Here is a 24,381-nt window from a genome sequence, read left to right on the forward strand (position 1 = left end):
TTTCACCTTCGTTCTGCCCGCATCGGAGACATTCATGTCCATGCCCGCCATTGCCGCATTTGCGGCTGCGCTTCAGCTTTCAACTGCGATTGCGCAACCTGCTTCTGAACCCTCTCCGCTCAGCTTGGCGGAGGCCGTGTTGATCGCCGGCCAAACCGAAGACCCGGCCATTGGGAGTTTGAGATCGCGTGCCGTAGCGCTCGAGCGTGCTGGCGAGGCGGCCATGGCTCTGCCGGATCCGACGTTGCGGGTTGGCCTCGCCAACCTCCCCCTCAGCAATCTAGACCCCAACAGTGAAGCGATGACCCAGATGCAGGTCGGCGTGCGGCAGGTCATACCCAGCAACGCGAGCCGTCACCTGCAGCGAGAGCGGCAGCGGGCGCAGGCCCAGGGCGTTCTGGCCCTTGGCGGGTTGGAACAGCGATTGATCACACGATCAGTCCGTCTGGCCTGGCTGGAAGCCTATTACTGGGAACAGGCAGGTGAATTGACGCGGGCCCGGCGCGAAGAGATCCGACAGCTCAGCGAGGTGGCTACGGCCCTGTTTGCCAGCGGGCGAGGCAATTCCCATGACGTCATCCGCGTGGACCTGGAAACCGCATTGCTGGATGCCAGGCAAATTGAGATCGATCGGCAAATTGGAACAGCCCGGGCGCAGTTGGCGCGTTATGTCGGCGCTGCCGCAGCAGGACGAGACATGCTGCCGCGATTACCTGTCCTGCCGGCATTGCCCGGGGGCGACGAGGCTTTGGATGCCTTGACCAGACATCCGTCCGTGATGTCCCGAAACGCCCGGATCGAGGCAAGCGAGCGGGAGATCGATCTGGCACTGGAGGCCTACAATCCGGTCTGGAGTGTGGATGCCGGATATGGCGTGCGAGGCAGCCGGTCGGACGTCGCCAGCATCGGTGTGAGCGTGCAAATGCCCATTTTCAGTCAGCGTCGGCAGGATGAAAGCGTGGCTGGAGCCCGTCAGATGCGTTCCGCCGAAGAGCTGGACCGTCGAGCGTTGCTGCTCGATCTGCGCCGACAACTGGATGAAGACTGGATCCGCTTCCAGCGCCTCAACGAAACGGCCATGATTTATGAAACGGGTGTGCTGGAGCGCGCGCGTGAAACAACGGCAGCCGTCCTTGTAGCCTACGAAAACGAGCAGGCAGACTTTGCCGAACTCGTGCGCTCCGAGCTCGCCTTGCTGGATATCGAGCTGACCTTGATCCGGACCCGCGTTGATGCGTTGCAGGCGCAGAGCCGGATCCTGTTCCTGACGGGAGACGTCCAATGACCCCGCGTACAATCCTTCTGGGTACCGGCACTTTGTTGGCGGGGATCGCTCTTGGCGCGCTCGGCATGAGCCTTGTGGGCGGAAGCGATATTGCCGCAACATCCGACGAGCGGGAAATTCTCTACTGGGTCGCTCCGATGGACCCAAATTTTCGCCAGGACGAGCCGGGCAGGTCGCCCATGGGTATGGACTTGATCCCGGTATATGCCGGTAGTGAGCCCACGGACGATTCCACCATTACCATCTCCTCGGCTGTCGAGAACAACATCGGAGTCCGGACGGCAAATGTGACACGGGGTCGGTTTGCGGAAGACCTGGCCACGGTTGGCTATGTGCGGCCCATTGATGACCTAGCCTCTGTGGTTGATGTGCGGGCGCAAGGCTGGATCGAGGATCTGCGCATCGCCGCTGTAGGTGATGTGGTGGAAGCGGGCGACCTGCTTTTCCGTATGTACTCGCCGGAAATTGTCACGGCTCAAAGTGAATTCCTGCAAGCCGTCAATGTGTCCCGCCCGGGCCTGGTGGCGGCGGCGGGCTCGCGTCTGCGAGCCCTTGGGGTCAATCAGGCCCAGATTGACTCAATCGCGCAACGCGGCACGCCACAAAGATTGGTTGACGTTTACGCGCCACGAACAGGCGTTGTGCTGGAGATGAATGTTCGCGAAGGCGCGCATGCTCATCCGAGCATGGTGGTGATGACGATTGCGGACCTGCGAGAGGTCTGGGTTGTCGCGGATTTGTTTGAAGATGAGGCTGCAGCGATCGAGCCAGGGCAAAGCGTCCGGCTGCAGTCGCGCGCCCAGCCAGGCCGGATGTGGCACGGTCAGGTAGAGTATCTCTACCCGACTGTGGACCCGCGAAGTCGTTCCATTCCGGTGCGCATGCGCTTTGCAAACAGCGATGGTGCCTTGCGCCCCGAAGCCTATGTGAATGTTCGCATCGAGGCGTCGCCGCGCGACAATGTGCTGTCAGTTCCGTTCGAGGCGGTCATCCGTACCGGTCAATCGGAGCGGGTGGTTCTGGCACTGGGTGACGGCCGGTACCGTCTGGCGCAAGTGCGCACGGGTGCTGAGGCCGGTGGACGCGTCGAGGTTCTCACTGGCCTGTCGGAAGGTGAGCGCGTGGTGGTGTCCAGCCAGTTCCTGATCGATTCCGAAGCTAGTCTTCAGGGTGTCGCCTTGCGCATGGCGGGGGCTGACGCGCCCGCCGCACCCCCGGAGACTGTCCAAGGCACAGGGGTTGTCGACGGGGTGATGGCGTCGCACGGCATGATCGACCTGACACATGATCCGATCCCGGAACTCGGATGGCCGGTGATGAGCATGTCGTTCTTCGCGTTGGATGCCGTTTCGCTCGACGGCTTGTCGGAGGGTGATGAGGTGAGCTTCACCCTGCGTCAGAACGATGAAGGGCAGTGGCGTCTCGCCTCGATCGCTAGATCGGACGCGGCGCAGCCGGATCCCGTGGTCGAAGGGCAAGGCCGTGTCGTTACCCTTATGTTCGATATCAACATGATCGAGATCGATCATGAGCGCATCGAGGCGATCGATATGCCGGCCATGAGCATGGTCTACGAGTTGGGCGACGGTGTTACGCTTGATGGGGTCTCTGAAGGCGACCATGTCAGCTTTTCGATTGATGAAACGCGGCCAGGCCAGTGGCAGCTTTCTGGCATCACGGTCGTGCGGCCGAGCGATGCTGGAGGCGAGGAATGATCGGCTCTATTATCCGCTGGTCGATAGGCAATCGGCTGATCGTCCTCATTCTGGCAACCTTGTTGGCAGGGAGTGGTGTGTATTCGCTCGTCCGCATGCCAATGGACGCCATTCCCGACTTGTCGGATGTTCAGGTCATCATCAAGACAACCTACCCCGGGCAGGCTCCGCAGGTTGTCGAGGATCAAGTCACCTATCCACTGACAACGGCCATGCTGGCGGTGCCGGGCGCCGTGACAGTTCGCGGCTACTCCTTTTTCAACGACAGCTATGTCTATGTCATTTTCGAGGATGGGACCGATCTCTACTGGGCTCGTTCTCGGGTTCTGGAATACCTGTCCCAGGTGGCTCCAACCTTGCCAGACGCGGCCCGTCCGGCATTGGGGCCGGATGCAACCGGCGTTGGCTGGATCTATCAATATGCCCTGGTCGACCGGACCGGGCAGCACGATCTGGCCGACCTCCGCTCACTGCAGGACTGGTTCCTCAAATACGAACTCCAGACAATCGAGGGTGTGTCCGAGGTGGCCACGATTGGCGGCATGGTGCGGCAATACCAGGTTGTCGCCGACCCCGACCGGCTGCGTGCCCTGGGTATACCACTCTCTGCGGTCCGAACCGCGATCGAACGGGGCAACCAGGAAAGTGGCGGCCGAGTCATCGAGATGGCGGAAGCCGAGTACATGGTTCGGGCATCCGGCTATATCGAGGGTGTCGAGGACCTGGAAGCGATCCCGGTTGCGGTTACTGAAACTGGCACACCAATACTGATGTCGGACATTGCCGACATCACAATTGGACCGGAATTGCGGCGGGGCATCGGCGAGCTCAATGGTGAGGGCGAGGCGGTCGGCGGCGTTGTCGTCATGCGATATGGCGAGAATGCCCGCGCGACCATCCAGCGCGTCGAAGAGCGTCTGAATGAACTCGGTGCATCGCTGCCCGAGGGCGTGGAGATCGTCACCACCTACAACCGGGCGGGCCTGATTGAACGGGCAGTCTCCTCCCTGCGGGAAAAGTTGATCGAAGAATTCCTCGTCGTGGGGCTGATTTGTGCGCTTTTTCTTTTCCATTTCCGCTCGTCACTCGTGATCTTCCTGAGCTTGCCGCTGGGTATTCTCACCGCGATCATCGTCATGAATGCCCAAGGCATTAATGCCAATATCATGTCGTTGGGCGGCATAGCGATCGCCATTGGCGCCATGGTGGATGCCGCGATCGTCATGATCGAGAACATGCATAAGCATGCTGAGCGTGAACCGATCACGCGCGAAAACCGTTGGGAGATCGTCACCAAGGCCTCGGTCGAAGTGGGGCCGGCGCTCTTCTTTTCGCTCCTGATTGTGACCTTCAGCTTCGTTCCGATCTTCGCACTGGAAGCCCAAGAGGGGCGGCTCTTTCATCCGCTCGCCTTTACCAAGACCTACGCCATGGCGGCGGCTGCCGGCCTGGCCATTACCCTGGTGCCGGTTCTGATGGGTTATCTTGTGCGGGGCCGGATCACGCCGGAGCACAAGAATCCGGTCAATCGCCTTTTGATCGCGGGCTATCGGCCTTTCATTGGCCTTGCGATCCGCCGTCCTGTCGCCGTGCTGGTCGCGGCCGGCCTGGTGCTCGCCAGTGCCGCCGTGCCGTTGTCCCGCATGGGAAGCGAGTTCATGCCGGATCTCGATGAAGGTGACATCCTCTACATGCCGAGTGCTTTCCCCGGCGTGTCGGCGGGCAAAGTCACCGAATTGCTGCAGCAGACCAACCGCCTGATCATGACCGTGCCGGAGGTCCTCACAGTGCACGGGAAGGCGGGGCGAGCCGAGACCGCCACAGACCCGGCACCGTTGACCATGATCGAGACCACCATCCAGCTGCGACCGCGCGAAGAATGGAGGCCGGGCATCACAATTGACGACATTCGAGCCGAACTGGATGCCGCTGTGGATGTGCCCAGTCTTACCAATGCCTGGATCATGCCGATCCGCGGCCGAATCGATATGCTGGCCACAGGGATCAAGACTCCTGTCGGTATCAAGATTGCCGGCCCGGACCTAGATGTTATTGCCGAGATTGGCGAGGAGGTGGAAGCCATTATCCGGACACTGGACGGAACCGCATCGGTTTATGCCGAACGGGTTACCGGAGGCCGGTTTGTTGATATCGACGTCAATCGGCTGGAAGCCGCCCGGTTCGGGCTGAATGTCGCCGACGTCCATGATGTTGTTCGGACTGCGATCGGTGGCATGACTGTTGGCGAGAGTGTCGAGGGCCGGGAGCGATATCCCATCAATCTTCGCTACCCGCGTGACTATCGTAATTCTGTGGACTCGATCCGGGATCTGCCGGTGGTCACGCCGACCGGTGCCGAGATTCCGCTGGGGCGGGTTGCTGATATCTCGATCGCCGATGGCCCTGGTGTGATCCGCAGCGAAAATGCCCGTACCAATGGCTGGGTTTATGTCGATATCAATGGGGTCGATATCGGGAGCTATGTTGAGGAAGCCCAGCAGGCTTTGGCCGAGTATATGGAACTGCCGCCGGGATATTCGGTCAGTTGGTCCGGGCAGTTCGAATACATGGAGCGGGCACAGGCAAAGCTGGCGGTGGTCGTTCCGGTGACCCTGGTCATCATCTTGCTGCTGCTCTTCCTGAATTTCCGGAGGTTGACCCCGGTCCTGATGATCATGGGAACGCTGCCGCTGGCGCTGGTTGGCGGGGTCTGGCTGCTCGACATGCTCGGATATAATCTCTCCGTCGCTGTCGGTGTGGGTTTCATTGCCCTGGCAGGCGTTGCTGTCGAGATCGGGGTGTTGATGATCGTCTATCTGGAGCAAGCGCTCACCCGCCATCAGTCTCTTGCAGATGAAGTCGGCCGGCCGCTGAACAGATCGGATATTGACGAGGCGGTGATCGAGGGGGCCCTGATGCGGGTGCGCCCGATCATGATGACTGTCATTGCTACGATTGCCGGCCTATTGCCGATCATGTTCGGTGATGGAGCCGGGTCGGAAGTGATGCGACGGATCGCGGCACCCATGGTCGGCGGTATGACCAGCGCCACCATCCTGACCCTTCTGGTTATTCCAGCGGCGTTCCTGATCTGGAAACGTGTGGGGCTGGCCGGGCCGACACAATCCGCCGCAGTGGCAGGAGGCGTGCAGTGAATGTGAAAGACGTCTCCCGTGCGACCGGCTTGCCCTCGAAAACCTTGCGGTATTACGAGGAGGTGGGCTTGGTCGCGCCGGCGCGGGCGGACAATGGATACCGCGTCTACTCAGAAACAGATGTTCACAAGCTCGCTTTTGTCGGTCGGGCGCGAAGTCTGGGCTTTTCGCTCGACGACTGTCGCGCTCTGCTGTCGCTGTACGAAGACCGGTCGAGGGCGAGTGCCGATGTGAAGGCATTGGCGATGGATCATGTTGCACAGGTTGATCGGAAATTGGCCGAGATGACGATGATCAAGTCAGAGCTGCAACGTCTCGTTCTGGCGTGTCATGGCGATGATCGGCCAGACTGTCCGATCATGAACGGACTGGCCGGCGATTAATCAGAAACGTGCCGCTTGACCTTCCAGCCACTGGAAGCCTCACAACCGGGAAATCCAAAGGAGGACTGCCCGATGAGTTGTCAGCATTGCACATCAGATAAGGCCGACGAACATATGCATCACCAGCCCGTCGCGACCGATCCGGTCTGCGGCATGGAGGTGCGGCTGGGTGCCGGCAAGCCCAGCTACGAGCACGCAGGAGACGCATACCATTTCTGCTCGCAGCGCTGTCATGATCGTTTCGCTGAGGATCCCGAGCATTTTTTAACCGGAGCCCATCGAGACGCGTATGAAGACATGCCGGCAGGTACGACATACACCTGTCCAATGGATCCCGAGATCATTCGCGACGAGCCGGGTGATTGCCCGATCTGCGGCATGGCGCTCGAGCCGATGGGGGTGCCAACCGGTCAAGAGGGACCCAATCCTGAGTTAATCGACTTCACACGTCGCTTCTGGTTCGGTGCCGCCCTGACCCTTCCGGTCCTGGTTCTGGCGATGGGGCCGATGCTTGGTCTCGGCTTCCTGCGCGAAGCCTTGGGTGAGACCCGCGCGGCTTGGGCTGAGCTGGTTTTGGCAACACCCGTCGTCCTGTGGTCGGGCTGGCCTTTCTTTGAGCGCGGCGTGAAGTCAGTCATTAACCGTCATCTCAACATGTTCACCCTGATCGCGATGGGAACCGGTGCGGCCTATCTTTTCAGTGTGGTGGCGGTGTTGGCGCCTGGACTTTTTCCGGACGCCTTTCGCCACGCGAACGGTCATGTGGGCGTTTATTTTGAAGCGGCGGCGGTGATTATCGTCTTGGTGCTGCTCGGGCAATTGATGGAGTTGCGGGCCCGGGAACAGACCGGGTCGGCGATCCGGGCCCTTCTGGATCTGGCGCCCAAGACGGCATTGCGGGTCAATGTGGATGGGGACGACGAGGAAGTGCCTCTCGAGCATATCCGTGAAGGCGACCACTTGCGTGTCCGTCCGGGCGAAAAAATTCCGACCGATGGTGTTGTGGTCGACGGCCGGTCCTCGGTCGATGAATCGATGATTTCCGGTGAGCCCGTCCCGGTCGAGAAGGTCAAGGGCGAGGCGGTCACCGGGGCGACGGTCAACGGCAATGGGAGTCTTGTGATTGCGGCTCGCCGGGTCGGCAAAGACACGGTGTTGAGCCAGATCGTGGAAATGGTTGCCAACGCCCAGCGCAGCCGAGCGCCCATCCAAAAGTTCGCTGACATGGCGTCGGGTCGTTTTGTGCCGGCCGTGATCGTCGTCGCGGCGATCGCCTTCATTTCCTGGTCGGTCTGGGGGCCTGAACCGGCATCGGCCTATGGCCTTATCGCGGCCGTTTCCGTCTTGATCATTGCCTGTCCCTGCGCCCTGGGCTTGGCCACGCCGATGTCCGTGATGACCGCAACGGGGCGAGGCGCCCAGGCCGGAGTTCTGATCAAGAATGCTGAGGCGTTGGAACGATTCGCCAAGGTAGATACCCTGATCGTCGACAAGACCGGTACGCTGACCATGGGGCGCCCCGAACTCGCGGCCGTGATCGCGTTCGCGGGTCATCTGGAGGATGACGTCCTGCAAATGGCCGCAAGCCTCGAGCGCGGGTCCGAGCATCCACTCGCGGAGGCCATAGTACAAGGCGCCAAGAGTCGCGGGGCGACGATGGAAGTCGCCGACCAGTTCGAGGCCATCACGGGCAAGGGCGTGACAGGCCGGGTCTCCGGAAAGGCTATTGCTCTTGGCAATGCTGCGCTCATGGATGCCGCGGGCATTTCGGTCAGTGAGACCGCAACCGCCGACGCCAATGCTCGCCGGGACGAAGGTGAGACCGTGATGTTTGTTGCGATTGAAGGCCAACTGGCCGGCATGGTCTGCGTGGTCGATCCGATCAAACCGAGCGCGGCCCAGGCGCTTGAAGATCTTCAAGAACTGGGTTTCCGGCTGGTGATGGCAACCGGCGACAATGAGCGCACGGCCAGATCGGTTGCGGCCAGGCTCGGGCTGAACGATGTGCGGGCTGATGTATTGCCGCGTGACAAGGCCCGGATCGTGGAAGAGCTCCAGGCGGACGGGTGCAGGGTCGCCATGGCCGGCGATGGCGTCAATGACGCGCCCGCCCTTGCGCAGGCTGATGTCGGCATTGCCATGGGGACTGGCGCTGATGTGGCGATCGAGAGCGCGGGCCTGACCCTTGTGAAAGGCGATCTGACCGGCATTGTCAGGGCCCGCAAGCTTGCTCTCGCGACTATGCGCAATATCCGCGAGAACCTGTTTTTTGCCCTGGTTTACAATGCTGCTGGCGTCCCGGTGGCGGCCGGCATTCTCTACCCGGTCTTCGGCATCATGTTGTCACCAATGATAGCGGCTGCGGCGATGAGCCTGTCCTCCGTCTCGGTCATCACGAACTCCCTGCGCTTGAGGTCGGTCCGCTTGGGGTGAGGGAAAACTCGTGGACGTGCGTATCTCCATCAAACCAAGGTGGAGATACGCGTGTCCGGATTTCGAATAGGCATGATGGCGGTGTGTGCCATCGTTGCAGCGGCCGGCTTGTCCGCCGCCGGATGGAGCCATCCGCCTGCGGAACACGATCCGCCCGCTGCCGGACAAGTTGAGCCGGCGACCACGTCACGAGAGGCTGAGACAAGCGTGAGACCGACGTCCGAACCGGCTGCCATGCAGATGGTTGGGTCGGATCATGTGCATGATGGCGAAGAGTCTCCTCATATGGATGAGCTTGATCACGCTGACGCGTTGTCCCCGACGACGGCCGGGCACGCCCATTGGGGTGAACGGGGCGCTTCGACGCCTTTCGAGCGGGCCATGTCGCGACTCGGGGCTTTCCACTCTGTTGCAGTACATTTCCCGATTGGCCTGATCCTCGCCGCTGCCCTCGCACAGGCACTCTCATTGGCTGGGCGTTTGCCCGCTGGAGCGGAAACGGTCCGCTTTCTCGTTTGGACAGGCGCGGCGACAGGAGCGCTCGCTGTCCTGCTGGGTTGGGCTCATTCGGGGCCAATGGCAACCGGCGAGACGGGGGTGATGTTAGCGCACCGGGTCATCGGCACCGGCCTTTTGGTCGGATTGGCCGGGCTTGCACTGCTGGGGGAATGGTCGCGCAAGACTGACAGCCAGACGCCGGCGCTTCTCTTCTCGCTGATGCTGTTCGGACTTGCCGCAGCCCTCATGCTCAACGGCTTTCTTGGCGGAGCGCTCGCCCATGGCGGCTTGCGCCACCTGTTCGGTGGCTGACCCGAATTCGAGACCCTCAAAGGAGATTGATGATGCATCGTACTTTGGCTTTGACGATGGTTTTGGCTACGAGCCTTTCGACACCGGCCCTCGCGAACGAGGTGGACGAGATCGAACAGGTTTTGGAAAACTATTCCGGCGCCCTGTCGGACGAGGATGTCGCGGCGGCCGAACGCTGGGTGATGGCGGAGGGGGAAGACTTCACCATTTTCGAGGGAAGTGGCAGTGATATCGGCTGGGCCGTATATCGCGACCACCATCTCGTGCCCGAATTTGCCGCCGAGCACGTGACATTCCATGTGTACGACTGGTCAGGGTATTCTGTCCAAGTTGATCAGGAAATGGCATTTGCGACCTTCGACATCCGGATGGAGTATGAAGTCCGGGGCGAGGCCCGTGAACGGGATGCCCACGGCACCGCTATTCTGGTCCGCACCGGAGATGGGTGGAAGCTTGCCCATCTACACACATCCTGACGGAGGGCTTTGATGTCCGATGAACACATGAATGATGTCCTGGAACGGATCGCTGCCGATCATACAAGTCTGGACCTCGAGCGCTTCCAGAAGAATGTTTGGGACGGTCTTGAAGCGCCGGCTCGTCGTGTGCCGGACATTTCGGGGCTGTCAACTGGCCTGGCGATCCGTGCCGCACCTGCCGTTCTGGCGCTACTGGTCGGTAGCGTCGTCGGGGTTGGCCTGGCTCCGTCTGGCGAGCCCGACTTGCTCGCTGTATTTGGCGCCCGTGCCGAATTGCCTTTGACAACCCTAATGGGCGAGGGGACTGAGCTGTGATCTGGCGCGCAGGCGTTACAGCGGCAATCTTGGGGCTTCTGGGCGGACTGGCAGGCGTGTGGCTGGGCGCTCAGCTAGGCAATCGTTCCGATACCGTGACGGTCAGCCTTCACGCCGTGATTCACGGCCAGCTCCATTTGACCCGCGATCAGGAAGCGGAAATCGAGGCCTTGGAGGCGGATTTTGCTCGCGAAAAATCTGCCTTCGACCAACGACTGGCAGAGGCCCGGCACGCGATCGGCACGTCCTTGATGGAAAGTCGGGAAATGTCACCGGAAGTCGTCGAGGCTGCAGAGGCCCTTCATGATGTGATGGGCGAATTGCAGCTGTCCACGCTCAATCACATCCTCGCCATGCGCGCCGTGATGGACGTCGAGCAGCGCGAAATATTCGATGCGCGCCTGGCGGCGGCCCTTGATGCCGAACGCTGACGCCCCCGGTCTGACGCCCAGCGACGAACAATTGGCTTGCCGGGCGCGGGCGGGCGATCGAATGGCCTTCAATCGCCTGATGCAACGCCACGCGCCCCGGCTGGTGAATTTCCTCGAACGGCAGCTCGGCAGTCGGTCCGATGCCGACGATGTTGCGCAGAACACTTTTATCGCCATCCACCGAAACCTTCACCGCTTCGACGAGACCCGCGCCTTCGTAACCTGGATGTTTGTGATCGCCCGGAACAAGGCGAAGGACCATCATCGCCGCCGCGCGGTGCGCAACTGGATAGGCCTGGAAGAACCTTCGGTGCCCGCGCCAGTCGATCCGACCACACCTGAACGGATCGTTTCTGACCGGGATGAGCTGGCGCGCGTGAATACTGCCATCCAAGCCATGCCCGAGGGTTTGCGGACACCGCTCTTGCTTTCCGTAATCGACGGGATGAGCCACGCTGAAATCGGATCGGTCATGGGCTTGTCTGAAAAGGCTGCGGAAGTGCGTGTCTACCGGGCGCGCAGGCGGTTGCGGGACAGCTTTCCGCCTGAGGGATAACCCGATGGGCTGCGTACGGGACGTTCTGATTGCTCGCAGATCGCCCCGGAGGCCCCCATGACCGTGCTGCTTCGCTGGACCCTTCGCATTCACAAGTGGCTCGCCCTGGTGGTCGGAATTCAGATCGTACTATGGATTGCCGGCGGCGTTGTGATGAGCGCCTTGCCGCTGGACCGGGTTCGCGGGGAACACAACATCGCGGAGTTCACGGCACCGGCGCTCGATGTGTCAGGGGTCCTGCCAGTGCAGGCCGCACTCTCTGACCTCGCGATCGGAGGGGCGCTTGAAGCTATCGATCTGCGCGTATGGCAGGGCCGTGTCGTTTACTGTGTCACCGAACTGAGCGGGGCGAGCGTACTCGTGGACGCCGAGACAGGGGAACGCCTCACACCGATTTCCCGTGAAATGGCGATTGAGATAGCCAGCGCCGATCATGCTGATCGACCGGAAATCGCTGCCGTTCGATTCTTCGATGAACCGAGCTGGGAATACCGTCGCTCCGGGTCGGCCTGGCGGATCGATTTCGCGGATGGCGAGGGCACGCGCATCTATGTGTCTCCGGAGACAGGGATGGTGACTGCGCGCAGGAATGATACCTGGCGCGTCTTCGACTTCTTCTGGATGCTCCACATCATGGACTATGAGGAGCGGGAAAACTTCAACAATCCCCTGCTGATCACAGCGTCGGTGTTTGCATTGGTTACGGTGCTCGCCGGCTTGCTTTTGCTCGTCTTGCGTTTGCAGCGCTTGGTCCGAATGGAATTGGCAAAGCGCCGTTAAGCAGATCGTCGGCTTGAGGGATGCGCGCGTCCTCCGCGTATTCTGGCAAGGGCCGATGGAGGGACTGACATCGCAGGTTTGATAACGATCGGGACGGCATTCGCGGGTCGCGACAATCGGCTCACGCCGATCCGTCTGGTGTTGGCGGCTGCCGTGCTTGCTGAACATGCAATTATCGTTACGCAGGGGCCCACGTTGCCGCCCCCATTGGTCATCAATGGCTGGTCGCTCAGTTATGCGGCGGTAAATGCTTTTTTCGTCCTGAGCGGTTTTCTGATCGCCGACAGTCTCGAGCGTCGATCCAATCCATTCCAGTTCGCCGCGGCGCGCATGCTTCGGATCTGGCCAGCGTTGCTCGCTCTTTCGCTTCTGGCCGTCCTGGCCATTGGTCCAGTTGTAACAGACCTGAGCGCCGCATCTTATTTCGGCTCATTGCAGACGTTGAGCTTTCCCGTCCAAGTACTTGGCTTTCTTGATACGAGCCAGGGCCCCGCAGGCATCTTCTCGGACAATCCTTGGGCGGGCGAGTTCTCGGCGACTCTCTGGACCTTGCGCTATGAGGTGCTGGCCTATGCTGGTGCTGCGCTGATTTTCTTCTCTCCGCTGCCTTGGGGGCGGGGCGCTAAACTTTTCCTTTTTGTCGGAGTGACCGCCGCTTATTTGGTCGTCCGGTCCTTCTGGTCCGATGCGCCGGCCATGATCGAGAGCGGCCTGCGTCTGGCGTCGGCGTTCACTCTGGGCATGCTGGTTCATGTTTGGCGTGAAAAGATTCCGGTTCTTCCTTGGCCGACCCTAATTGTATTGCCGGTCTGGATTGCGTTGGGCAGTCATCCCTTGGCAGAGGTATTTCTCAACCTCACACTGGCGTCCATATTGTTTGCGGTCGCCTTTGCAGGGCTGGGGCGCTGGCCGACCGGCGCCCGCCTGCCCGACTGGTCCTATGGTATTTATATCTGGCATTATCCGGTCATGCAGGTGGTGCTGTACTGGTATCCAGCGGCGGACCCGCTGGAGGTCGCCATTTATTCAATTCCCGTTACGCTTTTGATTTCCGCCGCGTCCTGGTCCTGGATCGAGAAGCCCAGCTTGGCGGGCAAGGCTGGATTGGGCCGCTGGTTGGAGCTGGCTTTCAAGGGGATGCGGCCATCCCCCTGAGGCCGGCATGGTCAGTGGTGTGATAATTCGGCGTCAGCGATCTGGAACCCGTCCGCAGTATTCACGACGGTAATCATCAGGTGTGCACCTGGCCGGAAGAGATCGAAATCCACGGTCTCAGCTACAGAGAAGCGCATCGTCATGGCCGACATGCCCAGCTCGGTAAGAGCTTCATGACTGACGACAGCAGTGCGCCCATCAGCGTCGGCTGTCCGCACCTCCGCCGCGACCGTCGAGCTGGCCTCGGTATGCCCGTGATGGTTTCCATCGTGGCTAGGCTGATCATGGTGGTCGACTGTCGTGAAGATCAGGGCAGACGCGGCAATAAGTGTGATCATGGGGTCTCATTTCTGGGTTGATGAAGGGACTTCAGCATTACGCGCAAACTGGCGTCACCCCTCACGCAAGCAAGCCGCCAGCACGTTGGCCAGCGCCGACTTTACCCCGAGCGTAAGCCCAGCAAAACAAGATATCACCGGCCTATGAGGAAGCGCGCCGCATCACATGGGCAATCTGGCAGCTGCGGGTTTAAGGTGCATTTTGAAATAGTCCGCATCTAGTTGGTTTGGAATTTGCGGGATGCTCGAGTTCTTCCCGTAGCGCCGGGGAAGATGCGCTGTTGGTTGAACGTGTGAAACGCAAGGTGTCCCGGGCAATGACATCCATGTCTACATGAATTGACCCGACAGTGGGGAGATCGCGTTGCCAAATCGGCGCCCGCGCTTCAGCCGGCGTCTTCTTGTCAGGCGACAACTATGGGGCGTCGGTTCGCTCAACTTTCCTGTTGTCACCGCGCCGTTGCCAATTGGAACTTATTGTTTTTCTTGCATTATTGGAATTCTGTGGTATGGTCATCACAACTCTTATTCAGAAAATATGGAGGTCGCCGTTGCGGCTCTTTTGTCTCCGCCTGCCGTCGGAAGAAACGGCTATTGCGTCGCTCAGTGAGTGGGTTGGCCACGCGGGCTCGCCCAGACGCATTCCGGAATGGGTCGGTGGAAAGCGGCAGGCCCTGGATCAGCATTTCCCGTGCTTCTTCGGGCAACCTGGCAGTATCTCCCGCCGCATGGTCCGCTGCGGGCGCTTTCCAGACGATGCCGAGAGTGTTCGCATCACTCAGTCCGAGCCGTACATGCAATCGACGGAGCGGGCAGTCCTAGCCATCGCGGCGATTGAGGGCGATTGTCGTAGTTTTAATTTTGACGGTCACCTGGATGTCACTAGTGCAGAGGGATCTATCTTATTTCTCGCTGGTGAGGTGTACCGCGCCAGGAGCTATGATGCTGATCCGGTGTTCTGGCCTTGTATCGTTCAGTCGCCGGCGGACATTGGTCGAGCGACGCCATGGTTTCCCTTGATCCTGCGCCCATTCGAGCTTTCCGAGTGGTTTCGTCCTACCTACGGTCACACTGACTTGATCCGTGATCTCCCAACTGGTTCGCTACGCGTGAAGCATACGAGCTATACTGCGGAGCGACCGAGGTCGGCTTTTGAAGTGAAGCCAGCTCGCGAGGCATGGGAATCCTTTGGATAGCCTAGCCTAAGCATAGCAGGGTTTCAGCTCTCTCGGGCCCCGGCTGAAGTGGGGCGGGCTTTACGTAGTCGGCCCCACCTAAGCCGACACCTGTTCAATCTGGGTAAAATTTGGCGGGCGCGATCTACCAGCTGTGCGCGAGGCTCGTGGCGCATCGAGCTGGTGGCCGCCCTAGAAGGCTTATTGATTTGCAGGGTTGAGCGTCTATCGAAGGTTTCTGAGCCATTTCGTTGGAGTTTTTAGAACGCCAAGTGGTCTTCCCGTCAGGCGAGGTGCCTGCCCTCCAAAACGCACTAGTAGATGAGTCTCTCAATAGGATTAGATCAGGCGTCGAGAGCTTTGATCAGAAAGAGTGGATGATCAGCTTGATCAGCGACCCAGTCGCCGAGTGCGATCAAATTTAACTGTCGCATCGCGATCACTTCATCGAGCTCGTTTGCTCCCGGCACGTTCTTGTTGAGCTCTGGCGGGCCGTTGTCCGCCCAAGTAATTGAGATAACTTGCTGAGTGTCGCCGAGACCGCTCACGCCCCGTGCGATATGGTCGTGCTCGGAATATTGCGCGAAAAACTCGGCCACTGCTGAGCGTGTCCCCTCTACTTTCAGTGTCGAAGGCGAGTTGATAATAGCAGCGTATAATACGCTCGCCGCTGTTGCTTGGCCCAGCTGCTCACTTTCGCGCGGCGGAAAGCCAAGTGACGAAGCCCAAGCGCGGACCGCGAGAGCCGCGACGGACCTTGTCCTCATTTTTCCACGCGTGCCATCGCTCGGACCTAGGTGCCCTCGGTGTCGCCAGTTCCGTTGACCGTCCATTGCCAAGCTCGTCATTTCCGCAACTCGCTTAGGTCCGTGTAATGTCTCTTCAATTTCGAACTTCATTGCAGCTCTTGTCCTTGCCCAGCCGCGAGCATTAACCATAGACTAAAAAAATTTGTCAACTTCCTTAAATTGACATTGACAATTTTTACTCGTCATCGCAAATTATGGTCATGACCGATAAAGCCACATTCGCGCCGCGGGGAAGCCGCGCTTCAAAATTTCGCCAGCTCGGACTCTATCAAGGCGCGGAGCCCACGAGAACTTGGAAGCCCGGAAAGGTTTGGGTCGCACGCGACGGGATTTTCGCCAAAACTCCCAAATGCCTGAATTCATACGCGCCGTTTGAAAGCCACCTCGAAAGCTTAGGCCACCTCCTTCTTTCGGTAGACCCTCGCATTCAATACTATGTCTGCCAGCCGAATCCGCTCCTCTATTGGATGGAAAGCAATAATAGCGGGCGAGTTAGGCGTGAATACACACCTGATTTCATCGCTTTGAATAAAGACGAACGCCTTTTTGCTATTGACACGAAGGCAAGCTACTTCGCTGAAGCGGACCAATGGGTGTCGCGAGTAGCCGCTATTCGCCAAGCATATCGTTTTGATCACGGCGTTGAATTGCTCGTCTGGACGGAGCGCGACCTTTACGCAGAGCCCAGGCTGTCAAACGCGCGGACGATGTACCGCCACCGGCATGCACCGCAGGATCCGTCGAGTGAATACACGGTGCGACGTACGCTTGAAGCACACGGCGGCGTCTCAAGCATCGGCCAACGCTGCGAAGAAGCATCAATCGAAGCGCGTTGTCAGATGGCCGGGGCCTTTGGCTCGGTAATGCGCTTGGGCCTTGCCGGCGAGGTCGTACTCGCTTCAGGCGCAAAGTATGGGCGCAACACTGAAGTGCGGTTCAATGAGGCCGCTGAATGACCAGTTCTCACCTCAAATCAGTCGAGGTTCCACATGGCAATCTCTATCCCCGGCTGAGACTTGTTGTCGGCGATAGTGTTTGGATTAACGGTGAGGAGCACTTTGTCCAAAAGCGCCAACGCGACAAGTGGATACTTATTCACCTCGAGACACAAGAATTGCTGATCGAAACCGATCTTCGGTTGGTCGACCTCTATGGCTCTGGGAAACTTAAATACCGATCCCGATCATCTATGTGCCCACCCCTTTCTCCGATGGCACCGCACCTGGAAGACCCACACGCGCGAGCCGCCGCGGCGCTCAAACATGACTACGTGAAATATGTGATGCAGCATCCGACCGGATTTCGAACAAGCCGGAAGTGGCTCAAGGATCGGATCGCCGAGAAAGCCCTTGAACGCGGTGAGGAAACCTCGCCCTCGCCTACCTCGGTGCTCAACTGGAAGCGCTTGCACGACGCCCATTTCCAAGAAATCGGCCTCGCCGCTTACGCTCCGCGTCATGACCTGAAGGGAAAAAGGGGCTCAAGGCTCCCCGAAGCGAAAAAGGTCGCGCTTGATCGCGCTGTCGACCGGTACCTTCAGGGCGGTTCGATAAAAGATGCTCACCTCGAGGCACTGAGCTACATCTCTGACGTCAACCGCTCGGCGGAAGGCAAGAAATATAGCGAGTCCGCTCCGCTCAAACACCTCGACGAGAAAGGACTTCTGACGCCGCCGAGCCTGTCGACGCTTGAGCGCGAGATTCGCAGGAAGGTGTCGCCTTTCGTGAAACAGGCGGGACGTATCGGCACATACTATGCGCGTAAGAATTGCCAGAGCTACCAGACGCGTGGGTTGCCTGATCGCCCTTACGGCGAGGTTGAGGTCGATTTTACGCCTGTGGATCTCATTCTCGTCGACGACAACCGCGTCATTCTCGGACGTCCTTACCTTATCGCGTTTCTGGACCGCGCCACCCGCATGGTTGTCGGGTTTTCGATCTCGTTCGACGTCCCGGGCTACGCTTCCGTTCTAGACGGTCTGCGCAATGCAATCTTTCAGAAGCGCATTGACCATATCGATGGCCTCAATGACGAAGACTGGCCTTGTATGGGCCGGATTGAGAATCTCTACATCGACAACGGAAGAGAGTTTGCCAACGGTCACCTCTTGGCCGCTGCTGCGGACCTGGGCTTCAATCTCATTCGCCTTCCCCCGCGTGAACCCTGGCACAAGGGCCTTGTCGAACGCTTCATGCGCGAAGTGGCGCGCTTTAGCCACCGCTTCCCCGGCACGACCCACTCTAACGCGGTTCAGCACCGCGATTACGAGGAGCCGGAGGCGCCTGTTTTGACGCTGTCAGAGTTTCGTGATCTCGCGACCAAATGGATCGTCACGGACTACAATCGGCGGCCGAACCGGGGACTCGGCAGGGCGCCGGGGGTTCCAAGGGCACCGATCGACGCGTGGCGAGACAAGCTGGACCTTCTCGACAGCCCGAGCCTTCCCAGCGAGGAGCTCTTCATCGCGCTCGCTGGGCAGACCGCCGAGCGTACGGTCCAGAAGTACGGCGTTGAATGGGATCATATCAGGTACTGGTCGCCTGACCTGGATCGCATTCTCGCCCATCCCGATCACAGAGGTCAGTCGTCCAAGGCTTGTTCAGCCAAGTACCACGTCCGCCGCGATCCCTACGATGTCTCTAAGGTGTACCTCTACAACCATCACGCCAAAGAGGTCATCGAGCTTCCGGTCGTCGACAAGTGGCGGAAGTACACCAAGGGGCTCTCTGTTTTCCAGCACCGGCTTTGCCGCGAGCACGAGCTGATGCGGGAGGAACACCGCAGCGACCCGGAAGCGCTCTGGAAGGCTAGGGCGGCCCTGATAAATGCAGGGATGGGTGCCCTCCGGTCGGGCCGCCGCAAGCAACTCGAACGCAAGCTCACCCGCTATCTCTACGGCAACCGTGCCCATCCGGGCGTAAGCGAGCTCGTATTCGAGGATCAGTGTGGAGGCGAAGCAGATCTCATACCCCTGACCGCAGTCCACGAAGAGCCTGTGCTTGTGACCTCGGATCCGACCACCGGTTTGGAAACGCCTTCTACCGGCGAAACCCAAATTTCCAAGATCGAAATCAACTCGGCTGCCGGGAGCGACGACATGGACGAGATCCTCATGCTCGCCGCGCAAGTCAATTCAGGGAGTAGAAGTGATGCGTGACTTCAAGGAACGGCTGCCGGCGGATCGTCAGAGGCAGATGACAAACATCTTCGTTGACCATGCCAACCATCAGCAAGCAACGAAGGCCATTAGGCGATTCTTCAAACCCGTCGAAGGTGGAGTGCCGGGTCGGGGCAATATCTGTGCGCTGATCGGCGAAAGCCGGACCGGTAAGACTTACGGCGCATCTGAAGTTCTGGCGGAATACAAGCCGGAGATCGGAGCAGATGGGATTAAGCGCAGCGTTTTGCTGGTCGATTCTCCCATCGAGGGCGGAGCTCGCGCAGTGCTGGACAGCATCGCCAGCGGACTTGGCATGCAGGTCTCGCTGCGGATGACTAACTCCAACTTAATCCTGGCGATCCTGCGGGAACTCCAACGGTCGGAAGTTCAGTTTGTCATCTTTGATGAGGCTCAGGAGCTCTTCCCTGAGAAGAACAGGAAGGTGCTTAGTTTTTCGCGCAAACTGCTGCGCAAGATGCTCAACCTCAATCAGTTCAACATCCTTTGCATCGGACTGCCGGAGACTTATTCGATCCTCGCAGAGGATTCTCAGCTCATCGGGCGCGGCGGCCTGCCTTACAAGCGGCTGCGTCCCTACGACTGGACGGACCCCGTAGACTGCCAGCATTTTCGGGTCCTTTGTCACAAGTTCGACGAGGAAATGCCGTTCGAGCTCTCTGATTTTGCCTCAATGGATTTTTCGAGCCGACTCTTCAAAGCGACAAAAGGATGTATCGGCATCCTCAAGGTCTACATGATCGCCGCGGGCGAAATCGCGCTCGAAGCCGGTTCGGATAGGCTGGAACTCTGCCATTTCGCGGAGGCATACGACAATCGCAAGCGCCCCAATGAGGTTTTCAATCCATTCCGCAACGACCCGTCGCTCTCATGACCGCGGCAATGGAAGGAAATAAGATGGTCAGTGCCCATCAAGACGTAGTGGATATCGCTAGGCTTCCCATGTCGAACTGGCCGGGTGAGGTCTATCCGCACGAGCCCGTTTACGGATTTTTGCAGCGGGCAGCGACCGCCAACTACGCGTTCAGTACCGAGGCCTTTCTGCTCTCGCTAGGCCTGAACGGACTAGACTGGGATTTCGACGAGCAGTTGGAGGTTGTGAACCAACTCCCCATCTACGGTAGCGACGAACTCGCCTGGAACACGCCCAGGCGCACGACTCAAGGCTATGAAATCTGCGGTCATCTGCTCCCCAGTCGGACGTTCTCGAAGGGTCGACGCCGGGTCTGCCCGCTCTGCCTGGAGGAAGAGCGCTATATCCGGATTTGGTTCGACATCGTGCCGGTGGCCGCATGCCCCATCCATGACGTGAGGCTGATCGAGGGACTCGACGGCGACCCGATTGATTGGCGGTACCCGGAGGCCGGCTGGACCCAGCGGGGTGTAATGATTGGCCAAGACCACGCCATACCCTACCCCGCCACCGCGTTGGATCGTCACGTCTTCAACAAGGTAACGGGGGTGGAGACGGCAGAGCCTTCTCACTTTGCTGGACAGTCCTTGCATTCCGTTCTCCGGGCTGCGGTCGTCCTGACCAAGCTCCACCGAGGGATAGAATCGCCTTCGCACACACCATGTGAGCTCCGAAATTTGGCGCAGTTCAGTTTTCCGTCACTGCTTGCGGGCCGAGACGCAATCGTGAAATTTCTCGCGGAGGCTAAGTGGCTGCAGCCTGATTCCGATCAGACTCGCTATCACTCGCGCTGCCACTACGCCCCGCAGCTCACTCGCACCATTCCAACGGAAGGCTTGCGTACGCTGGTCAGCGATTGCTTTGGCGAAGTTCGGGTTCGTAGTGGTCTTGCTACTCCCTCCGGCAGGCTGTCTCAACATGACGGCGCGGACGGGGCCTGGACTTTGGAATCAGTCGCTACTGACTTGAAGCTCGAAAGCAAATATCTGCGCAAGATTTTGGAGGCGGCGGCGGTTCCGACTCAGCGATGCGCTCACACACGGGCTTATCGCCTCAGTAGTGACAACATCGATGCTGTCAGGCGCTATATTGCCACCGCTTTATCTTTGGAGCACGTCGCGGCGGAGCTGGGCTGCACAATTGATGAGGTCGACGAGCTGGTCAGCAGGGGGACCCTCAAAATGGACTTCCGGTGTGATGGGCAGCGCTATTTCCAGGAAGACGCGATCAAAGCCTTTATCGCCCGGGCGCACCAGGGGCGGCGCGAGGGCTTCGACCCCAAGGGAATGCCTCTCGCGTCGTTTGCCGCTAAAGTCGGCATCTCGCTCCCCGCAGCCTATTCACAGCTCATTCGGAATAATACCATTGGCCTGATCGATTATGATCAAGATGCGCCGTTCTTCCATGGTGCGAGGGTCGCCTATTTCCAAAAGACACGCCTTCGGCCCGGTGCCCAGATCAAGAACGCAATCACGTTCGCGAAAGCAAAGGCACGTCTCGGAACGGAAACTGACGGTTTGGCCCAGCTGGTTGAGCTTTCTTACCTGAAGATTGTCGAGGATGAATCTGGCCGATCACGGATTTGCGAGGCGTCTCTCGATGCATTCGAGGACGCCTACGCCAGGGCGGCTGATTATGCCCCGTTGTTGAGATGCTCTGCGCGGAGCGCGCTCAAGTTGCTCAGAAAAAAAGGCGTGGAGCCGATCAACGAGTATGGGAAACGTGTAGTTTGTTTCGTCTCTCGGGAACAGGTTCACAGTCTTGTGGGCATTAGGCTAGAGAGTCGCACCGGCTTCCAAGCCCTTGAGGTACTGCGCGATGAACTTACCGAGAAGTTCGCATCGGCATCGGTGCCTGGAACAGCTCGCGTGATTACTGATCCTGCGATTGTAGTGGAGGCGACATCGCGGAATTGGTCATTCAAAGTTACCCGCAAGCCGACACTTGATCGCTATGACCTTGTGGCATTGTTCAGGTCTGTCAATGAGGGCGGCCGTTTGCGGAAGATCCTCGCTGCTGCTGTTGAGCCTGAGAAGATCTGGCCTGGAGCCGAAGTGCGGCGGGAACCTGGTGGCGGCTTCGTACTCGTTGATGGTGTTGGATTCGGTGTTTCGCCGGAGTCTGAAACCTCTCATCTCGTCGACCGAATTGTGGGTCGTGCGCACGAACTTCACCGCTACCTCTAATCGATACAGCCAAATCGTCTAAGGGCCGCCCCCAACTGGGGCGGCGCTTTTTTGCCCGATGAGAGGAAGATCCAACTTGTTCTGCTGAATGAGACGTTTTGTCCAAACTGATTTGACGTTTGGTCTAGCCAAATTGGACGCACGCTTCGGCTAAGATATTGAATGTACTTGCGCAACGTCCAACGACTTGTGACGTCCAACATTTCTTTCCTTGTTCCCGCTCCGCTCGACCCGAGCCTGTCGCTGACTTCGGCGATGGGGTCGATGCTCACACGGAACGCGCTCAAGGCTGTGGGGTTTGGATCTGGTTCCGCAAGGTGCGTTATTTTTCACCGATCTCACGGCAATTCGCGACGCTCGCGCTTCCGAAGGGGTGGGCTGACCGCCCGGCGCGCGGCCGCGCTTGCCGACCCGGTGGGTCCCGGGGTGCTGGAGCGGCGACTGCCTACTGCAGGCACCAGAGGCCGGTGCAGACACCGAAGAAGAGCTGCATCGCCAGGTCGAGCAGGCCGGTGATGACGAGGAGCGGGACGCCGACATAGAGAAAGGCCAGCCAGACGGCCATCAGGGTCGGGCGGGGTTCGGCGATGGTGTGGCCCATGACGGTTTCGGGGCGTTTCGCAAACATCACTGCGTCCTTCCGGTTATGCTTAACTCTCATTAACCGGATATCCCTAACGCTTCCTCTCATGCGTATCGATCTGGATATCGGTCAACCGACCTGGGACCTCGCCTTGATGGCGAAACCGGCTGCCCTGCAGCAGGACTGGAGCTATGGCGAGGCAGTCAAAAGCCTCGGCGGACGGGTCATTCGCGCCGGTCTGGTCGAGGACGGGACCCTGATCGGCCTGGCGCAGTTCACGGTTCGAAGGATGGGTGGCCTGGTCAACATGGCGCTGTGCACCCGCGGCCCCGTGTGGCTGGAGGATGTCGGGCCCGCGACCAAGGTTCGAGCGTTCAAGGCCCTCAAGTCGGGGACCGGATTGAGCTGGCCTCGCAACACCCTGTTTTCGCTCGATGAGACCGATCCGCAAGCGGGACGTTCCTTGAGCCGGGTCATGACCGGGTATTCCACGGTGATGCTCGATCTCGCCCAGCCTCTGGACTCCCTGCGCGCCGGTCTCGAGTCCAAATGGCGCAATAATCTCACCGCCGCCGAGAAGGCTGGCCTGTCCGCGACCGTCAACGGCACCAAGCTCGCCCAGTATCGCTGGCTGTTGACGACCGAGGAGGGGCAGCGTGAAACCCGCGGCTACAAGTCGACACCGGCCGCACTCGTCCCGGAATTTGTGGCGGCCAAGGGTGACCGCGATGCCCTTCTGGTCCTGCGACTGGATGAGGGCAAACAAAAGCGGGCCGCCATGCTGTTTGTCCTCCACGGCGCCGCTGCCACCTACCAGATGGGCTGGCTGGATCACGCCCACGCCCCCCGAGGGGCGCATAATCTCCTGCTGTGGACCGCCATCGAGAACTTGCGGGCACGCGGCGTGAGACAGCTCGACCTCGGCGGTGTCAACACCACGTCCGGTGCCGGAATTGCCCGCTTCAAGATCGGTACGGGCGGTGCCGTAGTCACCCTCGCCGGAACCTATCTCTGACCCGAAACGGAGCAGCTTGCCGTGCGTTCAGCCATCTTGATTGCCATCGGCGCCCTGTCGCTCTGTAGCTGCCAACCCGCCGCGGGACCGGCATCCCCGGGACCGGACATCGTGACGGTTTTCGGCAATGGTATCCGGTCGGACCGGGGCGCAATGCGGCCGGCCGAGGAGCCCATGTTCGCCAGCTATGGTCTTGCATTCGACAGCGCGCTCGGGCTGACCTTTGCTGAGCTGGCAGCGTTCGACCGCGTCACGCTGACAACCGACTTTCCGGCCGGTGGTGAGATCCACTCCTTCTCCGGCCCGCTATTGCGGGATGTCCTGGCCGATGCCGCCTCGGCCGGTCTCACCCTCCGCATCACTGCGCTGGATGGGTATCAGCGCGAGTTTTCGGCTGAGCGTGCCCGCCGCCATGATGTCATACTGGCGCTCTATCAGGATGGGCATCCATTGGGTCTGGGCGGTCGTGGACCGGCCATGCTGGTCTGGCCACGCGGGAGCGATCCGGCGCTCGCCGGGATGAGCGATGATGACTGGGTGTTCGGAATTTTCGCGATCGAAGCCCTCGTTGATCCGGAGGGTTGACCCCCGCGTCACGGACCTCAAATGAGCCTCCACCCGACCCGCCACCGGACCGCAATGGCGGTGATGCAGGCCCGTCAGGCTGTCATCCAAGCGCAGAAAAGC

Annotated in this window: 21 protein-coding genes; 18 read left to right on the forward strand and 3 right to left on the reverse strand. The window is 59.7% G+C overall.

What is annotated here, in order from left to right; genetic code table 11:
- Nucleotides 1–34 precede the first annotated feature (34 nt).
- The 12 genes from AAA969_RS00190 to AAA969_RS00250 all read left to right on the forward strand — a co-directional run bounded on the left by AAA969_RS00190 (nt 35) and on the right by AAA969_RS00250 (nt 13,497).
- Complete coding sequence (locus AAA969_RS00190) at nt 35–1,285, forward strand: TolC family protein (RefSeq protein ID WP_338242319.1); 1,251 nt, start codon at nt 35–37, stop codon at nt 1,283–1,285.
- Nucleotides 1,282–3,000, forward strand: a complete 1,719-nt coding sequence (locus AAA969_RS00195) for an efflux RND transporter periplasmic adaptor subunit (protein WP_338242322.1) — start codon at nt 1,282–1,284, stop codon at nt 2,998–3,000. Before AAA969_RS00190 ends, AAA969_RS00195 begins: the two co-directional genes overlap by 4 nt.
- Nucleotides 2,997–6,155, forward strand: a complete 3,159-nt coding sequence (locus tag AAA969_RS00200) for an efflux RND transporter permease subunit (RefSeq protein WP_338242324.1) — start codon at nt 2,997–2,999, stop codon at nt 6,153–6,155. The genes AAA969_RS00195 and AAA969_RS00200 overlap by 4 nt, the downstream gene beginning before the upstream one ends.
- Complete coding sequence (gene cueR / locus AAA969_RS00205; RefSeq protein WP_075189177.1) at nt 6,152–6,538, forward strand: Cu(I)-responsive transcriptional regulator; 387 nt, start codon at nt 6,152–6,154, stop codon at nt 6,536–6,538. The genes AAA969_RS00200 and cueR overlap by 4 nt, the downstream gene beginning before the upstream one ends.
- Before the next feature lie 114 nt (nt 6,539–6,652).
- Complete coding sequence (locus tag AAA969_RS00215; protein WP_425324982.1) at nt 6,653–8,971, forward strand: heavy metal translocating P-type ATPase; 2,319 nt, start codon at nt 6,653–6,655, stop codon at nt 8,969–8,971.
- A gap of 207 nt (nt 8,972–9,178) precedes the next feature.
- A complete protein-coding gene (locus AAA969_RS00220; RefSeq protein ID WP_147422680.1) occupies nt 9,179–9,781 on the forward strand; it encodes a DUF2231 domain-containing protein in 603 nt (200 codons plus the stop codon).
- 29 nt (nt 9,782–9,810) lie between these two features.
- On the forward strand, nt 9,811–10,257 hold the full coding sequence (locus AAA969_RS00225; protein ID WP_121211476.1) for a nuclear transport factor 2 family protein: 447 nt from the start codon (nt 9,811–9,813) through the stop codon (nt 10,255–10,257).
- 12 nt (nt 10,258–10,269) lie between these two features.
- Nucleotides 10,270–10,575, forward strand: a complete 306-nt coding sequence (locus AAA969_RS00230; RefSeq protein WP_121211477.1) for a hypothetical protein — start codon at nt 10,270–10,272, stop codon at nt 10,573–10,575.
- Complete coding sequence (locus tag AAA969_RS00235; RefSeq protein WP_121211479.1) at nt 10,572–11,006, forward strand: periplasmic heavy metal sensor; 435 nt, start codon at nt 10,572–10,574, stop codon at nt 11,004–11,006. The genes AAA969_RS00230 and AAA969_RS00235 overlap by 4 nt, the downstream gene beginning before the upstream one ends.
- Nucleotides 10,993–11,562: an RNA polymerase sigma factor gene (locus AAA969_RS00240; protein WP_170150442.1), complete on the forward strand. Its 570-nt coding sequence runs from the start codon at nt 10,993–10,995 to the stop codon at nt 11,560–11,562. Before AAA969_RS00235 ends, AAA969_RS00240 begins: the two co-directional genes overlap by 14 nt.
- Before the next feature lie 57 nt (nt 11,563–11,619).
- On the forward strand, nt 11,620–12,342 hold the full coding sequence (locus AAA969_RS00245) for a PepSY domain-containing protein (protein WP_121211483.1): 723 nt from the start codon (nt 11,620–11,622) through the stop codon (nt 12,340–12,342).
- A 138-nt stretch (nt 12,343–12,480) separates the two neighbouring features.
- Nucleotides 12,481–13,497 carry an acyltransferase family protein gene (locus AAA969_RS00250; RefSeq protein ID WP_267896459.1) on the forward strand — a complete coding sequence of 339 codons (1,017 nt, stop codon included), beginning with the start codon at nt 12,481–12,483 and terminating at the stop codon, nt 13,495–13,497.
- Nucleotides 13,498–13,508: 11 nt separating this feature from the next.
- Here the strand turns inward: AAA969_RS00250 and AAA969_RS00255 are convergent, their stop codons facing one another.
- Nucleotides 13,509–13,835, reverse strand: coding sequence for a copper-binding protein (locus tag AAA969_RS00255; RefSeq protein WP_121211487.1), 327 nt, complete (start codon nt 13,833–13,835; stop codon nt 13,509–13,511).
- 1,519 nt (nt 13,836–15,354) lie between these two features.
- On the reverse strand, nt 15,355–15,609 hold the full coding sequence (locus AAA969_RS00260) for a hypothetical protein (RefSeq protein ID WP_047158062.1): 255 nt from the start codon (nt 15,607–15,609) through the stop codon (nt 15,355–15,357).
- A 410-nt stretch (nt 15,610–16,019) separates the two neighbouring features.
- Between AAA969_RS00260 and AAA969_RS00265 the strand changes: the two genes are divergently transcribed.
- From AAA969_RS00265 to AAA969_RS00280, 4 genes are read left to right on the forward strand one after another with little or no spacing between them, the layout of a single operon-like run.
- On the forward strand, nt 16,020–16,775 hold the full coding sequence (locus tag AAA969_RS00265; RefSeq protein WP_338242339.1) for a hypothetical protein: 756 nt from the start codon (nt 16,020–16,022) through the stop codon (nt 16,773–16,775).
- Nucleotides 16,772–18,976: a Mu transposase C-terminal domain-containing protein gene (locus AAA969_RS00270; protein WP_121211493.1), complete on the forward strand. Its 2,205-nt coding sequence runs from the start codon at nt 16,772–16,774 to the stop codon at nt 18,974–18,976. The genes AAA969_RS00265 and AAA969_RS00270 overlap by 4 nt, the downstream gene beginning before the upstream one ends.
- On the forward strand, nt 18,969–19,871 hold the full coding sequence (locus AAA969_RS00275; RefSeq protein ID WP_338242343.1) for an ATP-binding protein: 903 nt from the start codon (nt 18,969–18,971) through the stop codon (nt 19,869–19,871). Before AAA969_RS00270 ends, AAA969_RS00275 begins: the two co-directional genes overlap by 8 nt.
- A 23-nt stretch (nt 19,872–19,894) precedes the next feature.
- Nucleotides 19,895–22,096, forward strand: coding sequence for a TniQ family protein (locus AAA969_RS00280; protein WP_233350754.1), 2,202 nt, complete (start codon nt 19,895–19,897; stop codon nt 22,094–22,096).
- A gap of 445 nt (nt 22,097–22,541) precedes the next feature.
- Here the strand turns inward: AAA969_RS00280 and AAA969_RS00285 are convergent, their stop codons facing one another.
- Complete coding sequence (locus AAA969_RS00285; RefSeq protein WP_338242346.1) at nt 22,542–22,724, reverse strand: hypothetical protein; 183 nt, start codon at nt 22,722–22,724, stop codon at nt 22,542–22,544.
- A gap of 61 nt (nt 22,725–22,785) precedes the next feature.
- Here AAA969_RS00285 and AAA969_RS00290 point away from each other — a divergent pair, with 61 nt between their 5' ends.
- The gene (locus tag AAA969_RS00290) at nt 22,786–23,694 is read left to right on the forward strand and encodes a GNAT family N-acetyltransferase (protein ID WP_338242348.1); all 909 of its coding nucleotides are present in this window, start codon (nt 22,786–22,788) and stop codon (nt 23,692–23,694) included.
- 21 nt (nt 23,695–23,715) lie between these two features.
- Entirely contained in the window at nt 23,716–24,279 is a 564-nt protein-coding gene (locus AAA969_RS00295; RefSeq protein WP_338242351.1) for a hypothetical protein, read from the forward strand.
- Nucleotides 24,280–24,381: the final 102 nt, after the last annotated feature.

This window comes from Maricaulis maris (assembly GCF_036322705.1).
Taxonomy (GTDB): domain Bacteria; phylum Pseudomonadota; class Alphaproteobacteria; order Caulobacterales; family Maricaulaceae; genus Maricaulis; species Maricaulis maris_B.